The sequence below is a fragment of the Dictyobacter aurantiacus genome (genome assembly GCF_003967515.1).
GTDB lineage: Bacteria > Chloroflexota > Ktedonobacteria > Ktedonobacterales > Ktedonobacteraceae > Dictyobacter > Dictyobacter aurantiacus.
Window position 1 is genome coordinate 1,855,809 of record NZ_BIFQ01000001.1, and the last position, 16,962, is coordinate 1,872,770.

Genomic DNA, 16,962 nt, shown 5'->3' on the forward strand with positions numbered 1-16,962 from the left:
CGCCTGTGCGGGGGTGCTCACGAAGCCCTGCAACACGAGAAAAAAACCATTTTTAAAAGTGGAAAAAAGTCAGCATTCTCACGCTCCTTAAAAAGTGTATCTAGTGTTGCAACTGGTTCGTTCCCTGTGCTATAATCCGACTGGTATTATTGAGAAGAAAAAATGGGACCAAAAGGATGAAACAGAAACCGCCTTCCCCGACAGTGTTAAGTACGTTGGGGGCGCTGAGCGGCATGGGTTTTACTGTAGCCGTCCCCATCGCCCTTGGAGCCATCCTGGGAAACTACCTCGATGGCCTTCTTCATACCGGACCATTACTCATACTTCTCGGGCTGCTGCTTGGCCTGATTTCGGGAATTTATGGAGCATACCGTTTATATAAGAGCGTCTTTCAATAGGCCAAACGGATCCCCTAAGCACATCGAACCAGACCTGGCAGGGCTCGGCACATAGGGAGGAAAGCCGAGTGAATCTGTGGAGACTTCCAAATATCACGATTGCCCCGGAAGTAGTAATTCCTGGCACGTGGATCACTAACACTCTGCTCTGTACTTGGATTACTATTATTTGCCTGGCCGTGATACTTTTCTTTGGTATGCGGCGTCAAGACCTTGTCCCACGAGGGATGCAAAACGCACTCGAATGGGTAGTCGAGTTCTTGCAAAATCTGGTAGAGAGTGTCGCAGGTAAAGAGAAAGGAAAGAAATTCTTTCCTCTCGTTTTTACATTCTTTATCTTCATTGTACTCGCGAACCTGCTTGACGTTATTCCTGGTGTTGATACAATTGGTACCATTCACTCTGAAAAGGCTGGCGCGGCTATCACTGGCCCGTTCCTCTTCGGTGATGCGTCCAACCAGATTATCCCCTGGATCCGCCCCGCGACAACAGACCTGAACCTGACTCTGGCGATGGCGCTGGTGTCGGTGGTGGTAACCCAGATTATGGGCTTCTCTATGCTCGGCTTCGGAGAGCAGATCAGCAAGTATCTGAACTTCAGGGCGATCAAAGAGAAGGGGGCAATGGGTTTTGTTGACTTACTGGTCGGCCTGCTTGAAATTATCAGTGAGATCGGACGTTTGATCTCTTTCTCCTTCCGTCTCTTTGGTAATATCTTTGCCGGTAGCGTGCTGCTCGCGGTATTCGCCTACCTGCTCCCGGTCGTCGCCAATATCGTCTTTATCCCGTTTGAAATTTTCGTAGCGGTCATCCAGGGCTTTGTTTTCGCCTTCTTGACCTTGCTCTTCATGCAGGTTGGTACAACCAGCCATGCCGCCCACCACGATGAGGGTGAACATGGCATACACCATGAGTATGAGGGCAGCGCTGCCGCCCACTAATATGGGCAAATGGCGCATCAATGAGTTTGCTTCTCGCAGAAATTCCTGCGATTGCATAAACAACCTTAATTCATCAATTACACAACACATTCGTCCTTAAGGAGGATTTTTAATCATGAATCTTGCTCCACTCGCAGCTGCTCTTGCTATCGGTATCGGTGCTATCGGACCTGGCCTGGCCATTGGTATTCTGGCCGCTAAAGCGATGGAGGCCATCGGCCGCAATCCTGAGGCAGCTCCTGTTGTACAGACCAACATGATTCTGGCTATCGTGTTCGCTGAAGCTATCGCTATTTATGCTCTGGTAGTCGCCTTGCTGATCAAGTTCATCCCTTAAGTAATACTTCCTGTTTCGTACCGTATAGTGGAGACGTAGTGCGTCCATTCTGTTTCCCCCTCTTCTCACATACCAGTCAGGAGAGAGACAGGCGATGCCACGTCTCCGCCTTACGTACGGGATATTCCATGTATTACTTTTGATGAAAGGAAGCGCTATCGTGAACATAACACTCACACTTGCATCAGTCGCTGCGGCAAGCGCCGAGTCGCCCAGTGGTCTTGGAGCACTAGGCATTAACACCTGGGCCTTTATTTCGCAGCTTGTTACCTTCCTCATCGTTCTCTGGGTCATCTGGAAATGGGTCCTGCCAGCGCTACAGCGCACCCTGGAAAAGCGGCAGGCGCTCATCCGAGAAGGCATCGAAAACGCTGAGCAGGCCAAGCGCGATCTGGCAGAGGCCGCCCAAAACGCTGAACAGATCATCCTGGATGCCAAGCGCCAGGCTCAGGATACCATTGAACGCGCGACTAAAAATGCTCAACAGATCGCCCAGCAGATTGAGACCGAGGCGCGTGAGCGCGCCGAGAAGATCAGCCAGCAGCAGATCGCTCGCATCCATCAGGAAGCCAATCGTGCTCGCATGGATCTGAGCCGCGATGTCATCAACCTTTCCATCGAGGCCGCCAGCAAAGTTATCAGCCGGTCAGTTGATAGCAACGACAACCGCCGCTTGGTCGAAGAGTTTGTCACGGCTAGTGACCAGGCGAGGAATAACTAATGCTTAAAGGAGCGATCGCACGCCGCTATGCAGGAGCAATGTTCGACCTGGCGCGCAAGCAGAATACGTTGGACCGTACCCGTGATGACGTCAAGGAGATCGCCGAGCTGTTTAAGCAGCGCAAGCTGGCCTATCTGCTCCGCGAACCCAAGATTCCTGCCAGGCGCAAGGAGAATGCTTTACGCCAGGCTTTAGCCTCACAGGTGCTGCCAACATCGCTCAATCTTGCCCTGCTCATCGTCCAGCGTGAACTGGTCGAGGTGATGCCAAATATCGCCATCGAGTTCGAACGGCTCGTGCTTGACTATCGCAATCAGGCAGTCGCAGAGGTTACAACGGCAGCGCCGATAGACGATGCTCAAAAAGATATCGTCAGGAAAGCGCTTGAGCACAAGACTGGCAAACATATAATCATGCATTCTCGGGTTGACCCGAGTATCTTAGGTGGTGTTGTCGCCCGCGTTGGTGATGAAATCATCGATGGCAGCGCCCGCAATCGCCTGCATATCCTGCAGCAGCAATTGCTCTCCGGTGTTACCACGACCAGCAATAGCGGCGACGAGTTTGCTTCCGAGGATTTTGCCCAACCGGCAAACCTCTAGCGAATGCGGCCGCGACAACATCCGACTCTGCTCCACCTCGATCTTAAATACAGGTATATGGAGGTCGGGAACACTAGCAATATGATGTAGACCCCCGTATCAATGTCCACCTGAACAGAGTTCGAATGAACCGGATTGACACCTGATACGTGTCAAAACCTATTAGCATATAACGACTATATAACAAACAGTAAAAAGCCACTAGGAAACACTAGGAGGAACACGATGGCATCTTGGGCTGATGAAATCAGTGCCATCATAGAGAAAAACATCGCTGGCTTCGGTACAGATACCACCTCGACCGCCAGTGTCGGTACCGTTATCGCGGTACAGGACGGTGTCGCCCGTATCTACGGCCTGCAAGATGTGAAGTATCTTGAGTTGGTAGAATTTCCCCGTACAGGACTCTATGGCATGGCCTTTAACCTTGAAGAGGAAGCGGTCAGTTGCCCGATCCTGGGTGATTATACACAGATTCGTGAAGATGATGAGGTCCGCACGACCGGGCGCATCATCGAGGTTCCGGTTGGTGATGCCCTGCTCGGTCGCGTCGTCAATCCAATCGGTCAGCCTCTCGACGATCGCGGTCCTATCACAACCGATAAGACTCGCCCGATCGAACGTGTCGCCCCTGGCGTGATTACTCGCCAGTCGGTAAACCAGCCGGTACAGACCGGTATTAAAGCTATCGATAGTATGATTCCGATCGGCCGTGGTCAGCGTGAGTTGATCATTGGTGACCGCCAGACTGGTAAGACCGCTGTCGCCCTCGACACGATCATCAACCAGAAGGGCAAGAACCTGATCTGTATCTACGTGGCTATCGGTCAGAAGAATTCTTCGATCGCCCGTACCCGCGCTATCCTGGAAGAGTATGGCGCGATGGAATATACAATCATCGTTGCTTCGGGCGCTTCCGACCCCGCTCCATTGAAGTATATCGCCCCCTATGCCGGTTGCGCGATTGGCGAAGAGTTTATGGAGACCGGTCGCGATGCCTTGATCGTTTATGACGATCTGACCAAGCACGCTGAGGCATACCGCAACATTTCACTGATCATTCGCCGCCCTCCGGGACGCGAAGCGTATCCCGGTGATGTATTCTACCTGCACTCCCGCTTGCTGGAGCGCGCCGCTCGCCTGAACAAAGATTATGGCAATGGTTCTCTGACCGCGCTGCCAATCATTGAGACCAAGGCGAACGACGTTTCGGCCTATATCCCGACCAACCTGATCTCGATCACTGATGGCCAGATCTTCCTGGAGACCGACCTTTTCAATGCTGGTCAGCGCCCCGCCCTGAATACCGGTATCTCGGTGTCTCGCGTGGGTAGTAGTGCCCAGACGAAGGCCATGAGCCAGGTTGCCGGTACGTTGCGTCTGGACCTGGCCCAGTTCCGTGAATTGGAAGCTTTCTCTCAGTTCGCGTCAGACCTGGATAAAGCTACCAAGGCTCGTATCGATCGCGGTCGCCGTATCCTGGAAATCCTGAAGCAGCCACAGTATCAGCCTGTCTCTGTTATCCGTCAGGTTATGATCCTTTATGCAGTAACCAACGGCCACCTGGATGAGGTACCTCTGAATAAAGTGAGCGAGTGGGAAGCTGGCTTCTATCGCTTCATGGATGCTAACTACCAGGATCTTCAGAACGATCTTATTGCTTCCTCGGTTGAGGGCCGCAATAAGATGAGCAAAGAGCAGCTGAACAAATTGGGCGCAGCTATTGAAGACTATCAGAAGACGAGCGCCCCACGAGAAGAGCAGAAGCGCTAGGAGGCAGATAGATGCCATCAACCCGAGAAATTCGGCAGCGCATACGATCAGTAAAAAATACAGCGAAGATTACCAAAGCCATGCAGATGGTGGCGAGTAGTAAGATGCGACGGGCACAGGAGCGAGTCGAACAGGCTCGCCCCTTCGCCGATCAGATCCGTGAGCTCGTCTCACGCCTGGCGACGGCAGCCGCGAACGGCAATGAGGACCTGGCTGAAGATCTGGCATTGTTGAAGCAGCGTCCAGTGAGGAATATTGGCATTGTGCTGATCTCTCCTGATCGTGGCCTCTGCGGTGCCCTGCCTTCAAACATCAATCGCCAGGCCGCCCTGACGGCCCGTAACGAGAGCCAGCGTCTCTCGGCACAGGGCCGGAGCCCGGACGTAGAATACATCGCCGTTGGTCGCAAGGGTCGCGATTTCGTTGTCCGCAACGATCTCGGTCTGGCTGCGGAATTTACCAACTACGGTGATCGCCCGGGCATCGCTGACGCCAGCGCCATCGCACAGGTGGCTGTGGATGCCTTCCTGAAAGGGGAGGTCGACGTTGTATACCTGGTCTATGCCAAATTTGTAAATACAGTAACACAGACACCGGTAACCGTGCAGTTGCTGCCCGTCCAACCACCTGAAAAGCAGGAAGAGGAAGAACAGGCGAAGGACACTACAGAGTATATTTACGAGCCCGATGAGCAGACGATCTTTAAGGCGTTGCTCCCACGCTATGTAGATATTCAGGTCTATCAAGCCTTGCTTGAGGCCGTCGCCAGTCAGCAATCCGCGCAGATGGTTGCCATGAAAAACGCGACTGATAACGCCAATGAACTGATTCAGGATCTCACCTTGACGTATAACAAGGTTCGCCAGGCTGCTATCACAACCCAGATCCTTGAAGTGGTAGCTGGTGCTGAAGCGCTCTAATGAGATGTCTGGGCAGGGGGCAAGCGTAAAGACCCCCCTGCGATGGAGAAACACATGACAGTAACACAAACAGGCACAAAGGGAAAAATTGTGCAGGTACTGGGGGCCGTGGTAGACGTAGAGTTCCCCCAGGATCAGCTCCCTGAAATTTATAACCAGGTCTTGACTCGCCCGAATGGTGCCGATCAGGATCTGACCCTTGAGGTCGAGCAGCACCTGGGTAATAACTGGGTACGCTGCGTGGCTATGGGTCCGACCGATGGCTTGCAGCGTGGGACCGACGCCTACGATACCGGCTCACCCATTAGCATGCCAGTTGGTCCTGAGACGCTGGGCCGTATCTTCAACGTGCTGGGTCACGCAATTGATAACAAGCCAGAGGTCGAGGGGACCGCTCGCTATCCTATCCACCGCCATGCCCCCGACCTGGAAGACCAGTCTTCCAATGTTGAGCCATTTGAGACCGGCATTAAAGTTATCGACCTGATCTGCCCTTTCATGAAAGGTGGTAAGGTTGGTGCCTTCGGTGGTGCCGGCGTGGGTAAGACCGTCGTTATTCAGGAATTGATCAATAATATCGCTAAAGGTCATGGTGGCTATAGCGTTTTCGCCGGCGTGGGTGAGCGCACCCGCGAAGGCAACGACCTGTACCATGAAATGCAGGAAGCCAATGTTATCGACCGCCTGGCCATGGTCTTTGGTCAGATGAACGAGCCTCCCGGCTCACGTCTGCGCGTGGCCCTGAGCGGTCTGGCTATCGCGGAATACTTCCGTGACGAAGAGCATAAAGACGTTTTGCTCTTTATCGACAACATCTTCCGCTTCACCCAGGCCGGTGCTGAGGTGTCCGCCCTGCTGGGTCGTATGCCATCCGCTGTAGGCTATCAGCCCAACCTGGCTGAGGAGATGGGTGAGCTGCAGGAGCGCATCACCTCGACCAAAGAGGGTTCGATCACTTCGATGCAGGCCGTCTATGTGCCCGCCGACGACTACACCGATCCCGCGCCTGCCACCACTTTCGCCCACCTGGACTCTACCATCGTGCTGGAGCGCTCGATCGCGCAGAAGGGCATCTATCCCGCGGTAGATCCTCTGGCCTCTACCAGCCGCATCCTTGATCCTCAGGTTGTGGGTGACGAGCATTATAACGTGGCTCGTGGCGTTCAGACCGTGCTGCAGCGCTATAGAGAACTGCAGGATATCATCGCTATCCTGGGTGTCGATGAGCTGTCAGACGATGATAAATTGCTGGTTGCTCGCGCCCGTAAGCTGGAGCGCTTCTGCTCACAGCCCTTCACCGTTGCTGAGGTCTTCACCGGCCTGCCAGGCAAATATGTGAAGTTGCAGGATACCGTGCGCAGCTTTAAAGCCATCCTGGATGGTGAGGTTGATAACATTCCCGAGAGCTACTTCCTGTCACAGGGCGCGATCGAGGACGTTATTGCCGCTCACGATGCCGATCAGAAGAAGGGTTAAGCCATGGCGACACGCAATACACTGCATGTCGAGGTGGTAACCGCGGAGCGTGAGCTCTATAATGGCGAAGCCGATATCGTGGACGCACCTGGATCAGAGGGGCAGCTGGGCATTTTGCCCGAGCATGCCCCCCTGCTGGCCCTGCTGGGACCCGGACCCCTGCAGATCAAGTTGCGCGGAGAGGAGAATATCTTTTTCGTCTCTGGCGGCTTTCTGGAGGTCTCTCACGATCGAGTCACCGTTCTGGCCGATACGGCTGAAAACGCGGCGGAGATCGACCAGGCTCGCGCAGAGGAGGCTCGTCGCCGGGCACAGGAGCATCTGGAGCAGACACGCTCAAATAGTGAGCGCGCCGAGTTACAGGCAGCATTGTTGCGCGCCATCAACCGCCTGAAGGTGGTGGAACTGGCTCGCCGCAGTGGTCGTGTTCGCTAGCCGGCAGACACTTCGATACAAGACAAGAGCTACTTAGAGCACAAGAAGGCGGCGCTGATAACATATATCAGCGCCGCCTTCACTATGTCTGCTAGAAGTTTCCGCTTGAGCCTCCACCGAAATCGCCACCGCCACCACCTCCGCCGAAGTCTCCACTTGAGCCTCCACCAAAGTCGCCACCACCTCCAAAACCACCATCTCCTCCGCCAAAGTCTCCACTCGCTCCTCCGCCAAAGTCTCCACCCCCACCGAAGCCACCATCTCCGCCATTGCCAAAGTCTCCACTCGCTCCTCCGCCAAAGTTTCCACCCTGGTCATAGCGTTCAGCATCACGTTCACCCTGAGCTTTACCGAGCTCGTAGCCAGCCAGTCCACCTGCAGCCGCGCCCAGTCCACCTGCGGCCCACGGATTCATGCCCTGATTCTGCGGGGGATAAGGCCCCTGGTAGTTAGGGGGATAATTGCCCCCATAGGGCTGGTTATAAGGCTGATTGTAGGGCTGGTTATAGCCAGGCTGACGATTGAAGAGGCCACCACCGCCACCACGGCGGCGACGTGCAAAGGCAAAGGCCGCGATGATAGCCAGGGCGATCAGGCCAACACAGCACAGCGTGCCTCCGATGGAACTGCCAGCGCCACCACCAACGCCTGGAATAAACGAGTTGCTACCATTCAGTGAGCCATTCAGTGAGTTGATGGCCGCAACAGTAGCATTGGTATAGTTCCTGCTACCCTTCATTTCATTAATGAACGCATTCGTGGCATCATTGTACTGGCTGGAGGAGAGGCCAACGTTCTTTCCACCGACGATCGCCACATGACTTCTGTTAAACGCCAGTACAATCAAGTTCGGGCTCTTGATATTATTCTTGGCAGTCTGATCAAATGCTGAATTCGACAGCGTCGAGTTAACCGCATAGATATCAATTGGCCTGGATAATGACGAGGCCGCGCTGCGCACCTGCGATTGGTTCAAAACCCCCGCGTTATCGTAAATGTTGACGGAATTAGCCAGTGCAGCCGTGGCTGTGAGCGTTAACAGGCACAAGGCAGCAAAAATCGCGATAAATCCTTTGCTCGACTTCCCCACAAAGGAGCCTGAAGATGTCTTGCCCATAATATTCCTTCCATCGGCACGTTCTGAAACATGGAAAACCTGAATGACAAACCTGCAGTAAGGCTTCAAGTGCAACCATTGCTTCGAAAGCTATACGTTTGTTTGGACGCATATACAGCTATGCCATCAAATCACAGCTACGTGAGATAAACGGCTCAACGCTGGCGATTTAGCTCATCATTGGCTGTGGTTTCATTATAATTACGATTAACGTCCGCCCGTGTTGTGGTATTTTGATCAACCCTGGTTTTCTCGTTGCGCGCCTGCGTATCAGGAATCGGATCAACGCGAGATGTCACCTTGTTACCGGCGTTACGCGACCGATACATCGAGACCCCGATCAGGATAATCGCTGCAATAAACAACACCACGAGTACGCCAATAAATATATTCAGCACACCTGCCATGATATTTCTCCTTTTGCCGGCTCACCATTTCTTTTATAGTTGGTACAACAGGTGCGCGTGTGCGGGGACGCTCACGTACCCCATATGGCGCAAGCCTGATACACTCTTCACAGGCATTAGCCTGCTACTCTTACTATACTCAAGTACACGAGAAAAACCGTGTATTAGATACACAACAATAGCGCCCCCGACATGCTACAATAAAAAACACCAACCTTTGGTCATATATTATCGTGGGAGAGTGAAATTACATGAGCATGACATCCGCGGGTCGTAAACACCCGTTCGTTTTGATTATTATGGATGGCTGGGGCATCAATCCACGCAAAGAGGGCAACGCCATTGCCCTGGCGCATACGCCTAACATTGATAAAATTGCACGCGAATGGCCTCATACTGCCGTGAGGACTTCCGGGGCAGCGGTGGGCCTGCCCGATGGTCAGATGGGCAATTCAGAGGTGGGACACCAGAATATCGGTGCGGGCAAGCGTGTGCTGCAGGACTATACGCGTGTCAGCGAGTCCATTCAGGATGGGAGCTTCTTTCAAAATCCGGCCTTCCTGGAGGCGATCAAACATGTCAAGAAGAATCAGTCACAGCTCCATATCTGTGGCCTGCTCGGCAATGGCGGCGTTCACGCCCATGAGACACATCTAGAGGCTCTGCTGCGCCTGGCCACAATGCATGATATCGAACGCGTCTATATCCATGCCTTCACTGATGGCCGCGATACGTCTCCCACGGGAGGTCTGGAGTTTATGCAGCGGCTGGAAGCCCGGGCCAAAGAGATTGGTGGCGATCATCCGGCGAGGGTAGCGACGGTGACGGGACGCTACTATGCGATGGATCGAGACAACCGCTGGGAACGCACAGGAGCCACGTATTGGGCTATGACAAAGGGTGAGGCTACTCAGCATGCCACCTCCGCTCTGGTGGCTATCCAACAATCCTATGACGCTAAAGTGACCGATGAGTTTATTTTGCCAACCGTAATTATGGAGGATAATCGTCCTGTCGCGACCGTGCAGGCGGGCGATGCGGTCATCCATTATAACTTCCGCCCCGATCGGGCGCGCCAGCTCACCAAAGCCTTTGTGATGGCGGATCTTCCACCACAGGCCGAAGGCAAGTTTGATCGTGGTCCTCGCCTGGCGGACCTGGCATATGTGATGATGACGCAGTACGAGGAAGGGCTGGATGCTCAGGTCGCCTACCGCGCCGACGAGGTAGAGATGCCACTGGCACGAGTAATCGCTGAACAGGGCATGTCGCAGTTCCATACCGCCGAGACCGAGAAATACGCGCACGTGACCTTCTTTATCAACGGACGCCGCGAGGTCCCCTTTAAAGGCGAGGATCGTATCCTGGTCCCCTCTCCCAAGGTCCCAACCTATGATCTGCAGCCGGAGATGAGCGCTGCCGGCATTACCGATACGGCGGTCGAACACATCCGCAGCGGCCAGTATGATCTCATTATTATGAACTATGCCAACGCGGATATGGTCGGCCATACAGGCGTTATCGAGGCCACCATCAAGGGCGTCGAAGCCGTAGATAAAGGCGTCGGCCGGATCGTCGAAGCGACGCTGGCAGCAGGCGGAAGCGCTCTGATCACCGCCGACCATGGCAACGCGGAACAGTTGATCGAGTATGATACCGGCAAGCCCTTTACAGCCCACACAACCTATCCTGTACCTCTCTACCTGGTTTCGCCCCGCTTCGCCGGAGCGAAATTGCGCACCGACGGTATTCTGGCCGATGTCTCCCCCACCGTCTTGCAGGTCATGAATATTCCTCAGCCAAAGGATATGCAGGGCCGCTCGCTCATTTTACCTTCTTAATGCAGAAGAGGGTATCAGACACCCTTTTTACTGGCGTGCGGCCGCATGCGCGGCCGCACGCGTTTTTTGTTATGAGTCATCCCGGATTTTTGAAAAATCTGCAAAACAGGTTCAGCGCTCCCAAAGCGGGTGGTGCAGGAGGGCGGCGAGCCCTCCTGCCGGGGTGTGGGGCAAGCATGCTGGGGGCATGATAGTCCCCAGCATGCTTGCCCCACACCCCGGCAGGGAGAACCCTGCACCCCGGTTTTGGGAACTTTTTCAAAAGTTCGGGATGACTCATAACCTATAGAAGCCAGCACAGCAGGCGGATGTGCCCCTGGTGTCAAGCATATAGAAGCCGGCACAGCAGGCGGATGGGTCCCTGGTTGCTAACGGCCTAACAGATGCGTTCAATCAGGGTAAGCGGCACGGTGGAGAACGAACCATCGTCGAGTCGTAGACGCGCGGCCCGCGCACGCAGACCAGACGCAAAGACCTGCTCATAGGAGTAGAAGTAATCGATCATGCCAACCGCGCCATTGCGCGCTCCCCCACATACGCGCACCTGCGCGCCCAGCGCCAGGGTGCTATCGGGCCGCACAGCCTGCCATTCTTTGTCGATCTCGGCCAATGGGATCGAAATAACCAGCTCTGGAAAGTAATTATGGGTCAGTGAGGTCGTGCCGGAGAGCAAACCGATTGAACCCTGATAGTGCGTGAGAAGGTTCATGGTGTGGACTGGCATATTGGAGGAACCGATACCCTCAGTCAACATCAATGTCAGGGGAGGTAATTGCTCCAGCGCCTGCTCCAAAGCGGTCAGCTTAAGCAGGTGGAGATAGTCAGCGCGCAGAAAACCTTCAAGGTCACGCAGGGCGACACTGCTGGCAATCACACCAACGACGCCCGAATTGAGGGCCTGGTGCAGCAGACTAAAGGTCAGGGGTCCAGGAACAATCAAAATAGCTCCAGGAGGAATGGCCTGAACATAAGCATATTGATTGTGGGGCTGCCACATCGTGAGAACGCCCGCCACCTGCTTACCCGCGCCAAGCGCGCCCTGAATCACGGCCGCATGGCTCTCAATCACCACTCCTCCGCGTGAGGTAAAGCCGACAACGCGCCCATGCAGGCCAGCGGGGATATCAGAGGAGAGGCCAGGAGAGGAAGGCGTGCCTTGCGCGCGCCCCTCCTGCTCTATCTTTCTTGAGGATGCGGTCAGGCGAAGGACGGGTTGATCCGGCACCACCTCCTGACCACGGTAGACTAATGGGACGCCCCTGACTCGATATCCACCGGGCCAGCGCTCTCGTTTGACGATCAATCGCGGAAGAACAGACCACCCTGCAGGATAGACCATGGCAGGAACCTCCCATTATTGTGATCTTCCCACTTACGCCCCTTACGCCCCTAGCGCCTGTGACCATTGCAGCAGACGTGCCTGGCGCTCAGTGTCATCTCCTGGAAGAACCAGCGGACGACCACGGGCATCAATGATCAGCCCGATCAGGCCACCATCGATCTCTTCGGCGGCGCGCGCGCGTTCACCGGGTCCAAGCCCAACATCTACCGTCGGAGCGGGGAAAAGTGTTAGCAGGGCTTGCTCGTTTATCTGTAAGGGGATAACCTCGATGGAACCTCCCATGACATCAACGTTCAATTGCCTGCCATTACTATATTCTACCCCTACCCGCACGGCCAGCTGACCCTGTTGGACATTCCCAAAGGGAATAACACAGGTCCCGAGCCGATGCGAGACCGCGTCATTCTCATTGACCTGCACAGCCATTACCGGGGCCACGGTAGCCACAGCCCCCAGTTGTGAAATCAGCATGGTGCTATCAACCACCAGAGAGGTAACGCCACGTGGCTGGAGCGCGTCCAGCAACATCATCGCGATCTGCCCATACTTTGGTGCATGTGATAAAACACCACCTGTAGCCAGGACCAGGTCGGTATCCGGCAACTCCAGGTGACTGCTCTTGCGCGCCGCCTCCACTGTTAGAGAGATCGCTTCGCGAGCAAATGCCTGCATCAACGCCAGTTCGCGTCCATCCGTCGGCAAGGTTTGAGGATGCAACATGTGGTTGAGCACAAATTGCCGTACCTCATCCTCTGAAATAAGAAATGGCAGCCAGCGCGTAATGCGCTGCAGGCCAACCTTTTGCAGTATATCGCCAATGTTGGGACCAACGCCGATGCCGCTATTGACCATGGGAATAAATTCTCCCTGCTCGCCCGCCATCATCACAGCGGTGGTACTTCCACCGACATCAACAGCTGTGACATTCATCATGTAGTGCTGGGCCAGGAAGCGCACCAGGCTACTTAAAGAGGTGGCGGAGGCAACAGGATTCACCCCGGACCAGTTACGTACGCGCTCATAACCGGGAATCTGTTGCAGCCCCTCGCGCTCGTGCAGCGAACCGATAGCCGCGCTCACGGGACCCAGTTGGGCCGAGTTGGTTAATGGCTCCACCCTCGTAACATCCGCAACGTTTTGTAGCATGCGGCGTACCGCCTCTACATACTGCGGAGCTCCGGCATAGACAACCGAATAGCGCCTGGATGATCCGTCAGAGGAGGTCCCACTCCCCTGCTGAACCGCTTCTCGCGCATGGTTAATCAACAGCTGGCAGGCCTCTTGCAGAGGCGTAGGGCCAGCGGGGCCATCGGCACTTCCGATAATAAGGGCCGCCTGCGGCTGCAATTCACGCAGGCGTGCCTGTTGTCGTTCCCATTCCTGGGAAACACGCTCCTGCGTCCAGCCACCACCAGCGCCGGATACGCCTACAGCCGCAGGTGTGGTCGCGGCCAACTGCGCGGGGGAAGGGATCGCCTGCACCTGGGCATACAGGCCTGAAACGGCCTGTGCAGATAAATTTTCTAATTCGGGGGTAACCGCCCCCAGAGCGGCAACACGCAGGGGGTCACCCGCACTCACCGTCGCGATAAAAATATCGACGCCATCTCCGTTTGCCTGCTCAGGAGAAATAACATGCTTCTCCTCAACAAATTTGCGACCCGTCACAAATTCGACCACATTGATAGCATGAATAATACCTTCCGAGAGGTCTTCAAGCGGGGGCTTAATCGTTGATGGCGCCTCTCCACGCGCCATCAACCGATATTGACCTTCAACCAGGCCAAAGAGCGAGACCTTGGTAAAAACCGCCCCACAATCAGCAACCAGCAGGGAATTAGGAGTCACTGAGTTCTGTGCTGGACCCTGTCCACCCTCTGGATAGGGTTGTGTATACATTTCCGGTATCCTTCTTCTCTCAGACTAACGAGAAAGCCATTCGCGAATTGCCTCAAACAATCCACGTTTTTTGTTACTTTTCTGATCGCTGGTGCTATCAGGTGAGGCCGATGAAGCCTGCGATCCATAAGCGTTGCCTGCATAGGGAGAACCAGCATTTACACCAGTTTGACCACCCATTGAAGGATTAGCACCCATGCCTGGATTCCCTTGTCCCTGGCTGCTACCAGGGTAAGCATTGCCATACGTGCCCGATAGGCTATTGCCGGCGCTATAGTTCTGAGGGAATACGCCACTGGTGCCCGTTGGTGTGTTGGGGATCGATCCAGAAGCTGGCATGCCACTCAGGCTGTTCTGTGACATTCCCGGCTGACCCATAGCACCGGGCTGATTCCATTGGCCCGACTGGCCTGACGGCGCATAACTGCCAGCCTGTCCGGGCTGACTGTACGGAGCTCCCTGCCCGGTTTGCGCTTGCCCCGTATAAGGGGGCTGCACACCCGAAGGGTTCTGCCCATAAGCCTGCGGTTGAGATTGCCCTGGCTGCCCTCCCTGTTGCTGCACTGGATAATTGGGGGTCGCGGAGGCAACACCCAGCATCGAAGCAAACACATTGGCGGCCAGCTCACTGCTCTCGCTCGGATTGACCTCATTACGGGGACGGCTAGGGACGCGCATATTGTCCGGCCTTGGAGGCACTCCATAGCCTGACGGTCGTGATCCTGGTCCCTGTGGCTGACCGGCGGTTCCCGGCTGACCACCAGAGGAGCGCAACCATTCTGGCAGCGAGTTTGGATCAATAAAGGAAGCCGCCGATAGCTGCCCCCCCTGTTGAGGCATCGAATTGGCTGGAGGCGTCTGCATCGGGGCTTGCATACCAGATGGCGTCTGTCCCCCGGCAATCGGCCATACAGAACCGGATTGACCCTGATTCCAGTCAGGTTGTGCAGGCGCTTGCGCCGGCCAGGCGGGCTGCTGCGGTGTAGGGACCACCGGATTATTGGCTCGCGGCTGCTGGCCTGAACCTTGAGCACCCTCGCGCAACCACGATGGTAACGAATCCACATCTAACAACGAAGATGCAGAGAAACCATTCTGACCGCCGCTAGCGGCTGGAGGAGTCTGATTGATCGCACTGGCGTTTGAGTTTGCGCCCGCGTTGGTTTCGCGTCCGGCTGGCTCATTTTGCGGCTGCATCCAGGATGGCAGGGACTGCTGATCCACCAGATCACGGGCCGAAAATCCAGGTGTAACCGTCGGGGATGCAGGCGGTTCAGCCGGCCTCATCGGGGGCTGCGGAGTCTGATTTATCGCGCTTGCACCCGCGTTGGTTTCGCGTCCGACCGGTTCATTTTGTGGCTGCATCCAGGATGGCAGGGACTGCTGATCTACCAGGTCGCGGGCCGAAAATCCAGGGGCTACCGTCGAGGACGCAGGCGGTTCAGCCGGCCTCGCCGGAGGCTGCGGAGCGGCTGGCGCAGGATTTGGCCGGGGAGCCGCAGATGACGACTGCAGCGTGCGCATCCAATCCGGTACGTTATCAGGTTGCACCAGACTGGAGGCTGCAAGACCGTTTGGAGAGGGCTGAGGAGACGTGCCAGATGACGCCCCCTCCTGCATCCAGGATGGTAATGATTTTTCATCAATTAATGATTGCGCTGTAATCCCCTGTGGCGGAACATTTCCGCCAGGCACGCCTTGATCAGGAAACTGATTGGGCTGAGCAGAAGCAGGCGAATTGGATGACATATTATCACGCGCATCCCCACGTTCTGAGCGCATCCAGCTTGGAAGGGCCCCATCATCAACCAGATCAGCCGGGGAAAAATTCGGGACATTATTCGCAGGGGGCGCTGCTGGCCGCTCACCGGCACGCAACGACTCCAGCCAGGCTGGTAACTCTGGCTGGTCCTGGAAGCCCATGCTCTGGGCGGGTCCATTATTAACCATGCCAGTGAGTGGGGCGCCACATGCCTGACAAACTGTGCCGGCAGGGGTCATTTTTCCACAGCGGTTACACTTGATCACTTTTACTCCTCGCTTTCGTCAGGCCTCATTCTTGGCAGTGTATCACTCTTTTTCCAGCTTGACAACGATCATGATTTACAGGATAAAACATGCTGATATGATACAATACGCAGGATATTGTTTATTCCAAAAGTACTACATAGGTGGAATATATTTATGCGTGAGCAGACACATGATTGGGGAGGAGTTGTTTATACATCTCCTCCACGTATATGCCTTACTCTCCCGCTTCCCCCGAGCATCAATGAGCAATACGCCACTGTCAACGGACATCGCGTCAGTACGCAGGTTGCCCGTGGCTTTAAGCGCACAGTACGAAGCGTACTGCGGCAGCTTGAAAGGCAGGGACAGATCTCGCAGGCCCTGGGCAAGCAATTTCAACAAAGCCACCTGGCTCTCCTGCTGGATTGCTACTTTACTACACCTTTACGGAGAGACCTTGATGGCGGACTCAAAATTACGCAAGATGCTATCTGTGAAGGATTGGGGATCAATGATAATCGCGTGGTAGATATTCATTTAATGAAACATATTGACCCGCTCCACCCTCACCTCTATGTCGAATTGGAGGCGATAGACGACTGGCAATTTGACAAAGAATATGTACTTCTGAGCTAAAGATTATAGACTACTATACTTGTATTTGCACCACGCCTTCTTTAAGATAAAACCAATAACACTCGACTTCTGTAACAAAACTGGACCCAAATTTCAATGAGGTACTA

General features: G+C 54.8%; 16 protein-coding genes. 11 read left to right on the plus strand and 5 right to left on the minus strand.

The genetic code is table 11. The features are described from left to right. The first annotated feature begins 176 nt into the window (after nt 1-176). From KTT_RS07375 to KTT_RS07415, 9 genes are all read left to right on the plus strand, one after another. Entirely contained in the window at nt 177-398 is a 222-nt protein-coding gene (locus KTT_RS07375) for an AtpZ/AtpI family protein (RefSeq protein ID WP_218030852.1), read from the plus strand. Nucleotides 399-466: 68 nt separating this feature from the next. Further along, a complete protein-coding gene (gene atpB / locus KTT_RS07380) occupies nt 467-1,339 on the plus strand; it encodes a F0F1 ATP synthase subunit A (protein ID WP_160145712.1) in 873 nt (290 codons plus the stop codon). Nucleotides 1,340-1,454: 115 nt separating this feature from the next. Further along, the gene (gene atpE, locus KTT_RS07385) at nt 1,455-1,676 is read left to right on the plus strand and encodes an ATP synthase F0 subunit C (protein ID WP_126549613.1); all 222 of its coding nucleotides are present in this window, start codon (nt 1,455-1,457) and stop codon (nt 1,674-1,676) included. A 160-nt stretch (nt 1,677-1,836) separates the two neighbouring features. Then, nucleotides 1,837-2,397: a F0F1 ATP synthase subunit B gene (atpF, locus tag KTT_RS07390; protein WP_160145713.1), complete on the plus strand. Its 561-nt coding sequence runs from the start codon at nt 1,837-1,839 to the stop codon at nt 2,395-2,397. Continuing rightward, nucleotides 2,397-2,999 carry an ATP synthase F1 subunit delta gene (gene atpH / locus KTT_RS07395; protein ID WP_126595366.1) on the plus strand — a complete coding sequence of 201 codons (603 nt, stop codon included), beginning with the start codon at nt 2,397-2,399 and terminating at the stop codon, nt 2,997-2,999. The genes atpF and atpH overlap by 1 nt, the downstream gene beginning before the upstream one ends. A gap of 225 nt (nt 3,000-3,224) precedes the next feature. Further along, nucleotides 3,225-4,772: a F0F1 ATP synthase subunit alpha gene (gene atpA / locus KTT_RS07400; protein WP_126595367.1), complete on the plus strand. Its 1,548-nt coding sequence runs from the start codon at nt 3,225-3,227 to the stop codon at nt 4,770-4,772. Nucleotides 4,773-4,783: 11 nt separating this feature from the next. Further along, nucleotides 4,784-5,692, plus strand: a complete 909-nt coding sequence (gene atpG / locus KTT_RS07405) for an ATP synthase F1 subunit gamma (RefSeq protein ID WP_126595368.1) — start codon at nt 4,784-4,786, stop codon at nt 5,690-5,692. 54 nt (nt 5,693-5,746) lie between these two features. Further along, nucleotides 5,747-7,168 (plus strand): F0F1 ATP synthase subunit beta, encoded by a 1,422-nt coding sequence (gene atpD, locus KTT_RS07410; protein WP_126595369.1) that lies wholly within the window; start codon nt 5,747-5,749, stop codon nt 7,166-7,168. Nucleotides 7,169-7,171: 3 nt separating this feature from the next. Further along, on the plus strand, nt 7,172-7,603 hold the full coding sequence (locus KTT_RS07415; RefSeq protein ID WP_126595370.1) for a F0F1 ATP synthase subunit epsilon: 432 nt from the start codon (nt 7,172-7,174) through the stop codon (nt 7,601-7,603). Between the two features lie 91 nt (nt 7,604-7,694). On the opposite strand, the gene KTT_RS36620 is transcribed toward KTT_RS07415, so the two are convergent. Further along, nucleotides 7,695-8,720: a hypothetical protein gene (locus tag KTT_RS36620; protein WP_176599821.1), complete on the minus strand. Its 1,026-nt coding sequence runs from the start codon at nt 8,718-8,720 to the stop codon at nt 7,695-7,697. Between the two features lie 155 nt (nt 8,721-8,875). Further along, nucleotides 8,876-9,127, minus strand: coding sequence for a hypothetical protein (locus KTT_RS07425; RefSeq protein ID WP_126595371.1), 252 nt, complete (start codon nt 9,125-9,127; stop codon nt 8,876-8,878). A gap of 251 nt (nt 9,128-9,378) precedes the next feature. Here KTT_RS07425 and gpmI point away from each other — a divergent pair, with 251 nt between their 5' ends. Further along, nucleotides 9,379-10,968 carry a 2,3-bisphosphoglycerate-independent phosphoglycerate mutase gene (gpmI, locus tag KTT_RS07430; protein WP_126595372.1) on the plus strand — a complete coding sequence of 530 codons (1,590 nt, stop codon included), beginning with the start codon at nt 9,379-9,381 and terminating at the stop codon, nt 10,966-10,968. A gap of 376 nt (nt 10,969-11,344) precedes the next feature. On the opposite strand, the gene KTT_RS07435 is transcribed toward gpmI, so the two are convergent. Genes KTT_RS07435 through KTT_RS07445 form a run of 3 tightly spaced genes read right to left on the minus strand, consistent with a single transcriptional unit; the run spans nt 11,345 to nt 16,237 of the window. Beyond that, a complete protein-coding gene (locus KTT_RS07435; RefSeq protein ID WP_126595373.1) occupies nt 11,345-12,307 on the minus strand; it encodes a hypothetical protein in 963 nt (320 codons plus the stop codon). Nucleotides 12,308-12,349: 42 nt separating this feature from the next. Beyond that, entirely contained in the window at nt 12,350-14,209 is a 1,860-nt protein-coding gene (locus KTT_RS07440) for a glutamate mutase L (protein WP_126595374.1), read from the minus strand. A gap of 24 nt (nt 14,210-14,233) precedes the next feature. After that, nucleotides 14,234-16,237: a hypothetical protein gene (locus KTT_RS07445; RefSeq protein WP_126595375.1), complete on the minus strand. Its 2,004-nt coding sequence runs from the start codon at nt 16,235-16,237 to the stop codon at nt 14,234-14,236. A 156-nt stretch (nt 16,238-16,393) separates the two neighbouring features. On the opposite strand from KTT_RS07445, the gene KTT_RS07450 reads away from it, so the two are divergent. Further along, nucleotides 16,394-16,855, plus strand: a complete 462-nt coding sequence (locus KTT_RS07450) for a RusA family crossover junction endodeoxyribonuclease (protein WP_126595376.1) — start codon at nt 16,394-16,396, stop codon at nt 16,853-16,855. Nucleotides 16,856-16,962: the final 107 nt, after the last annotated feature.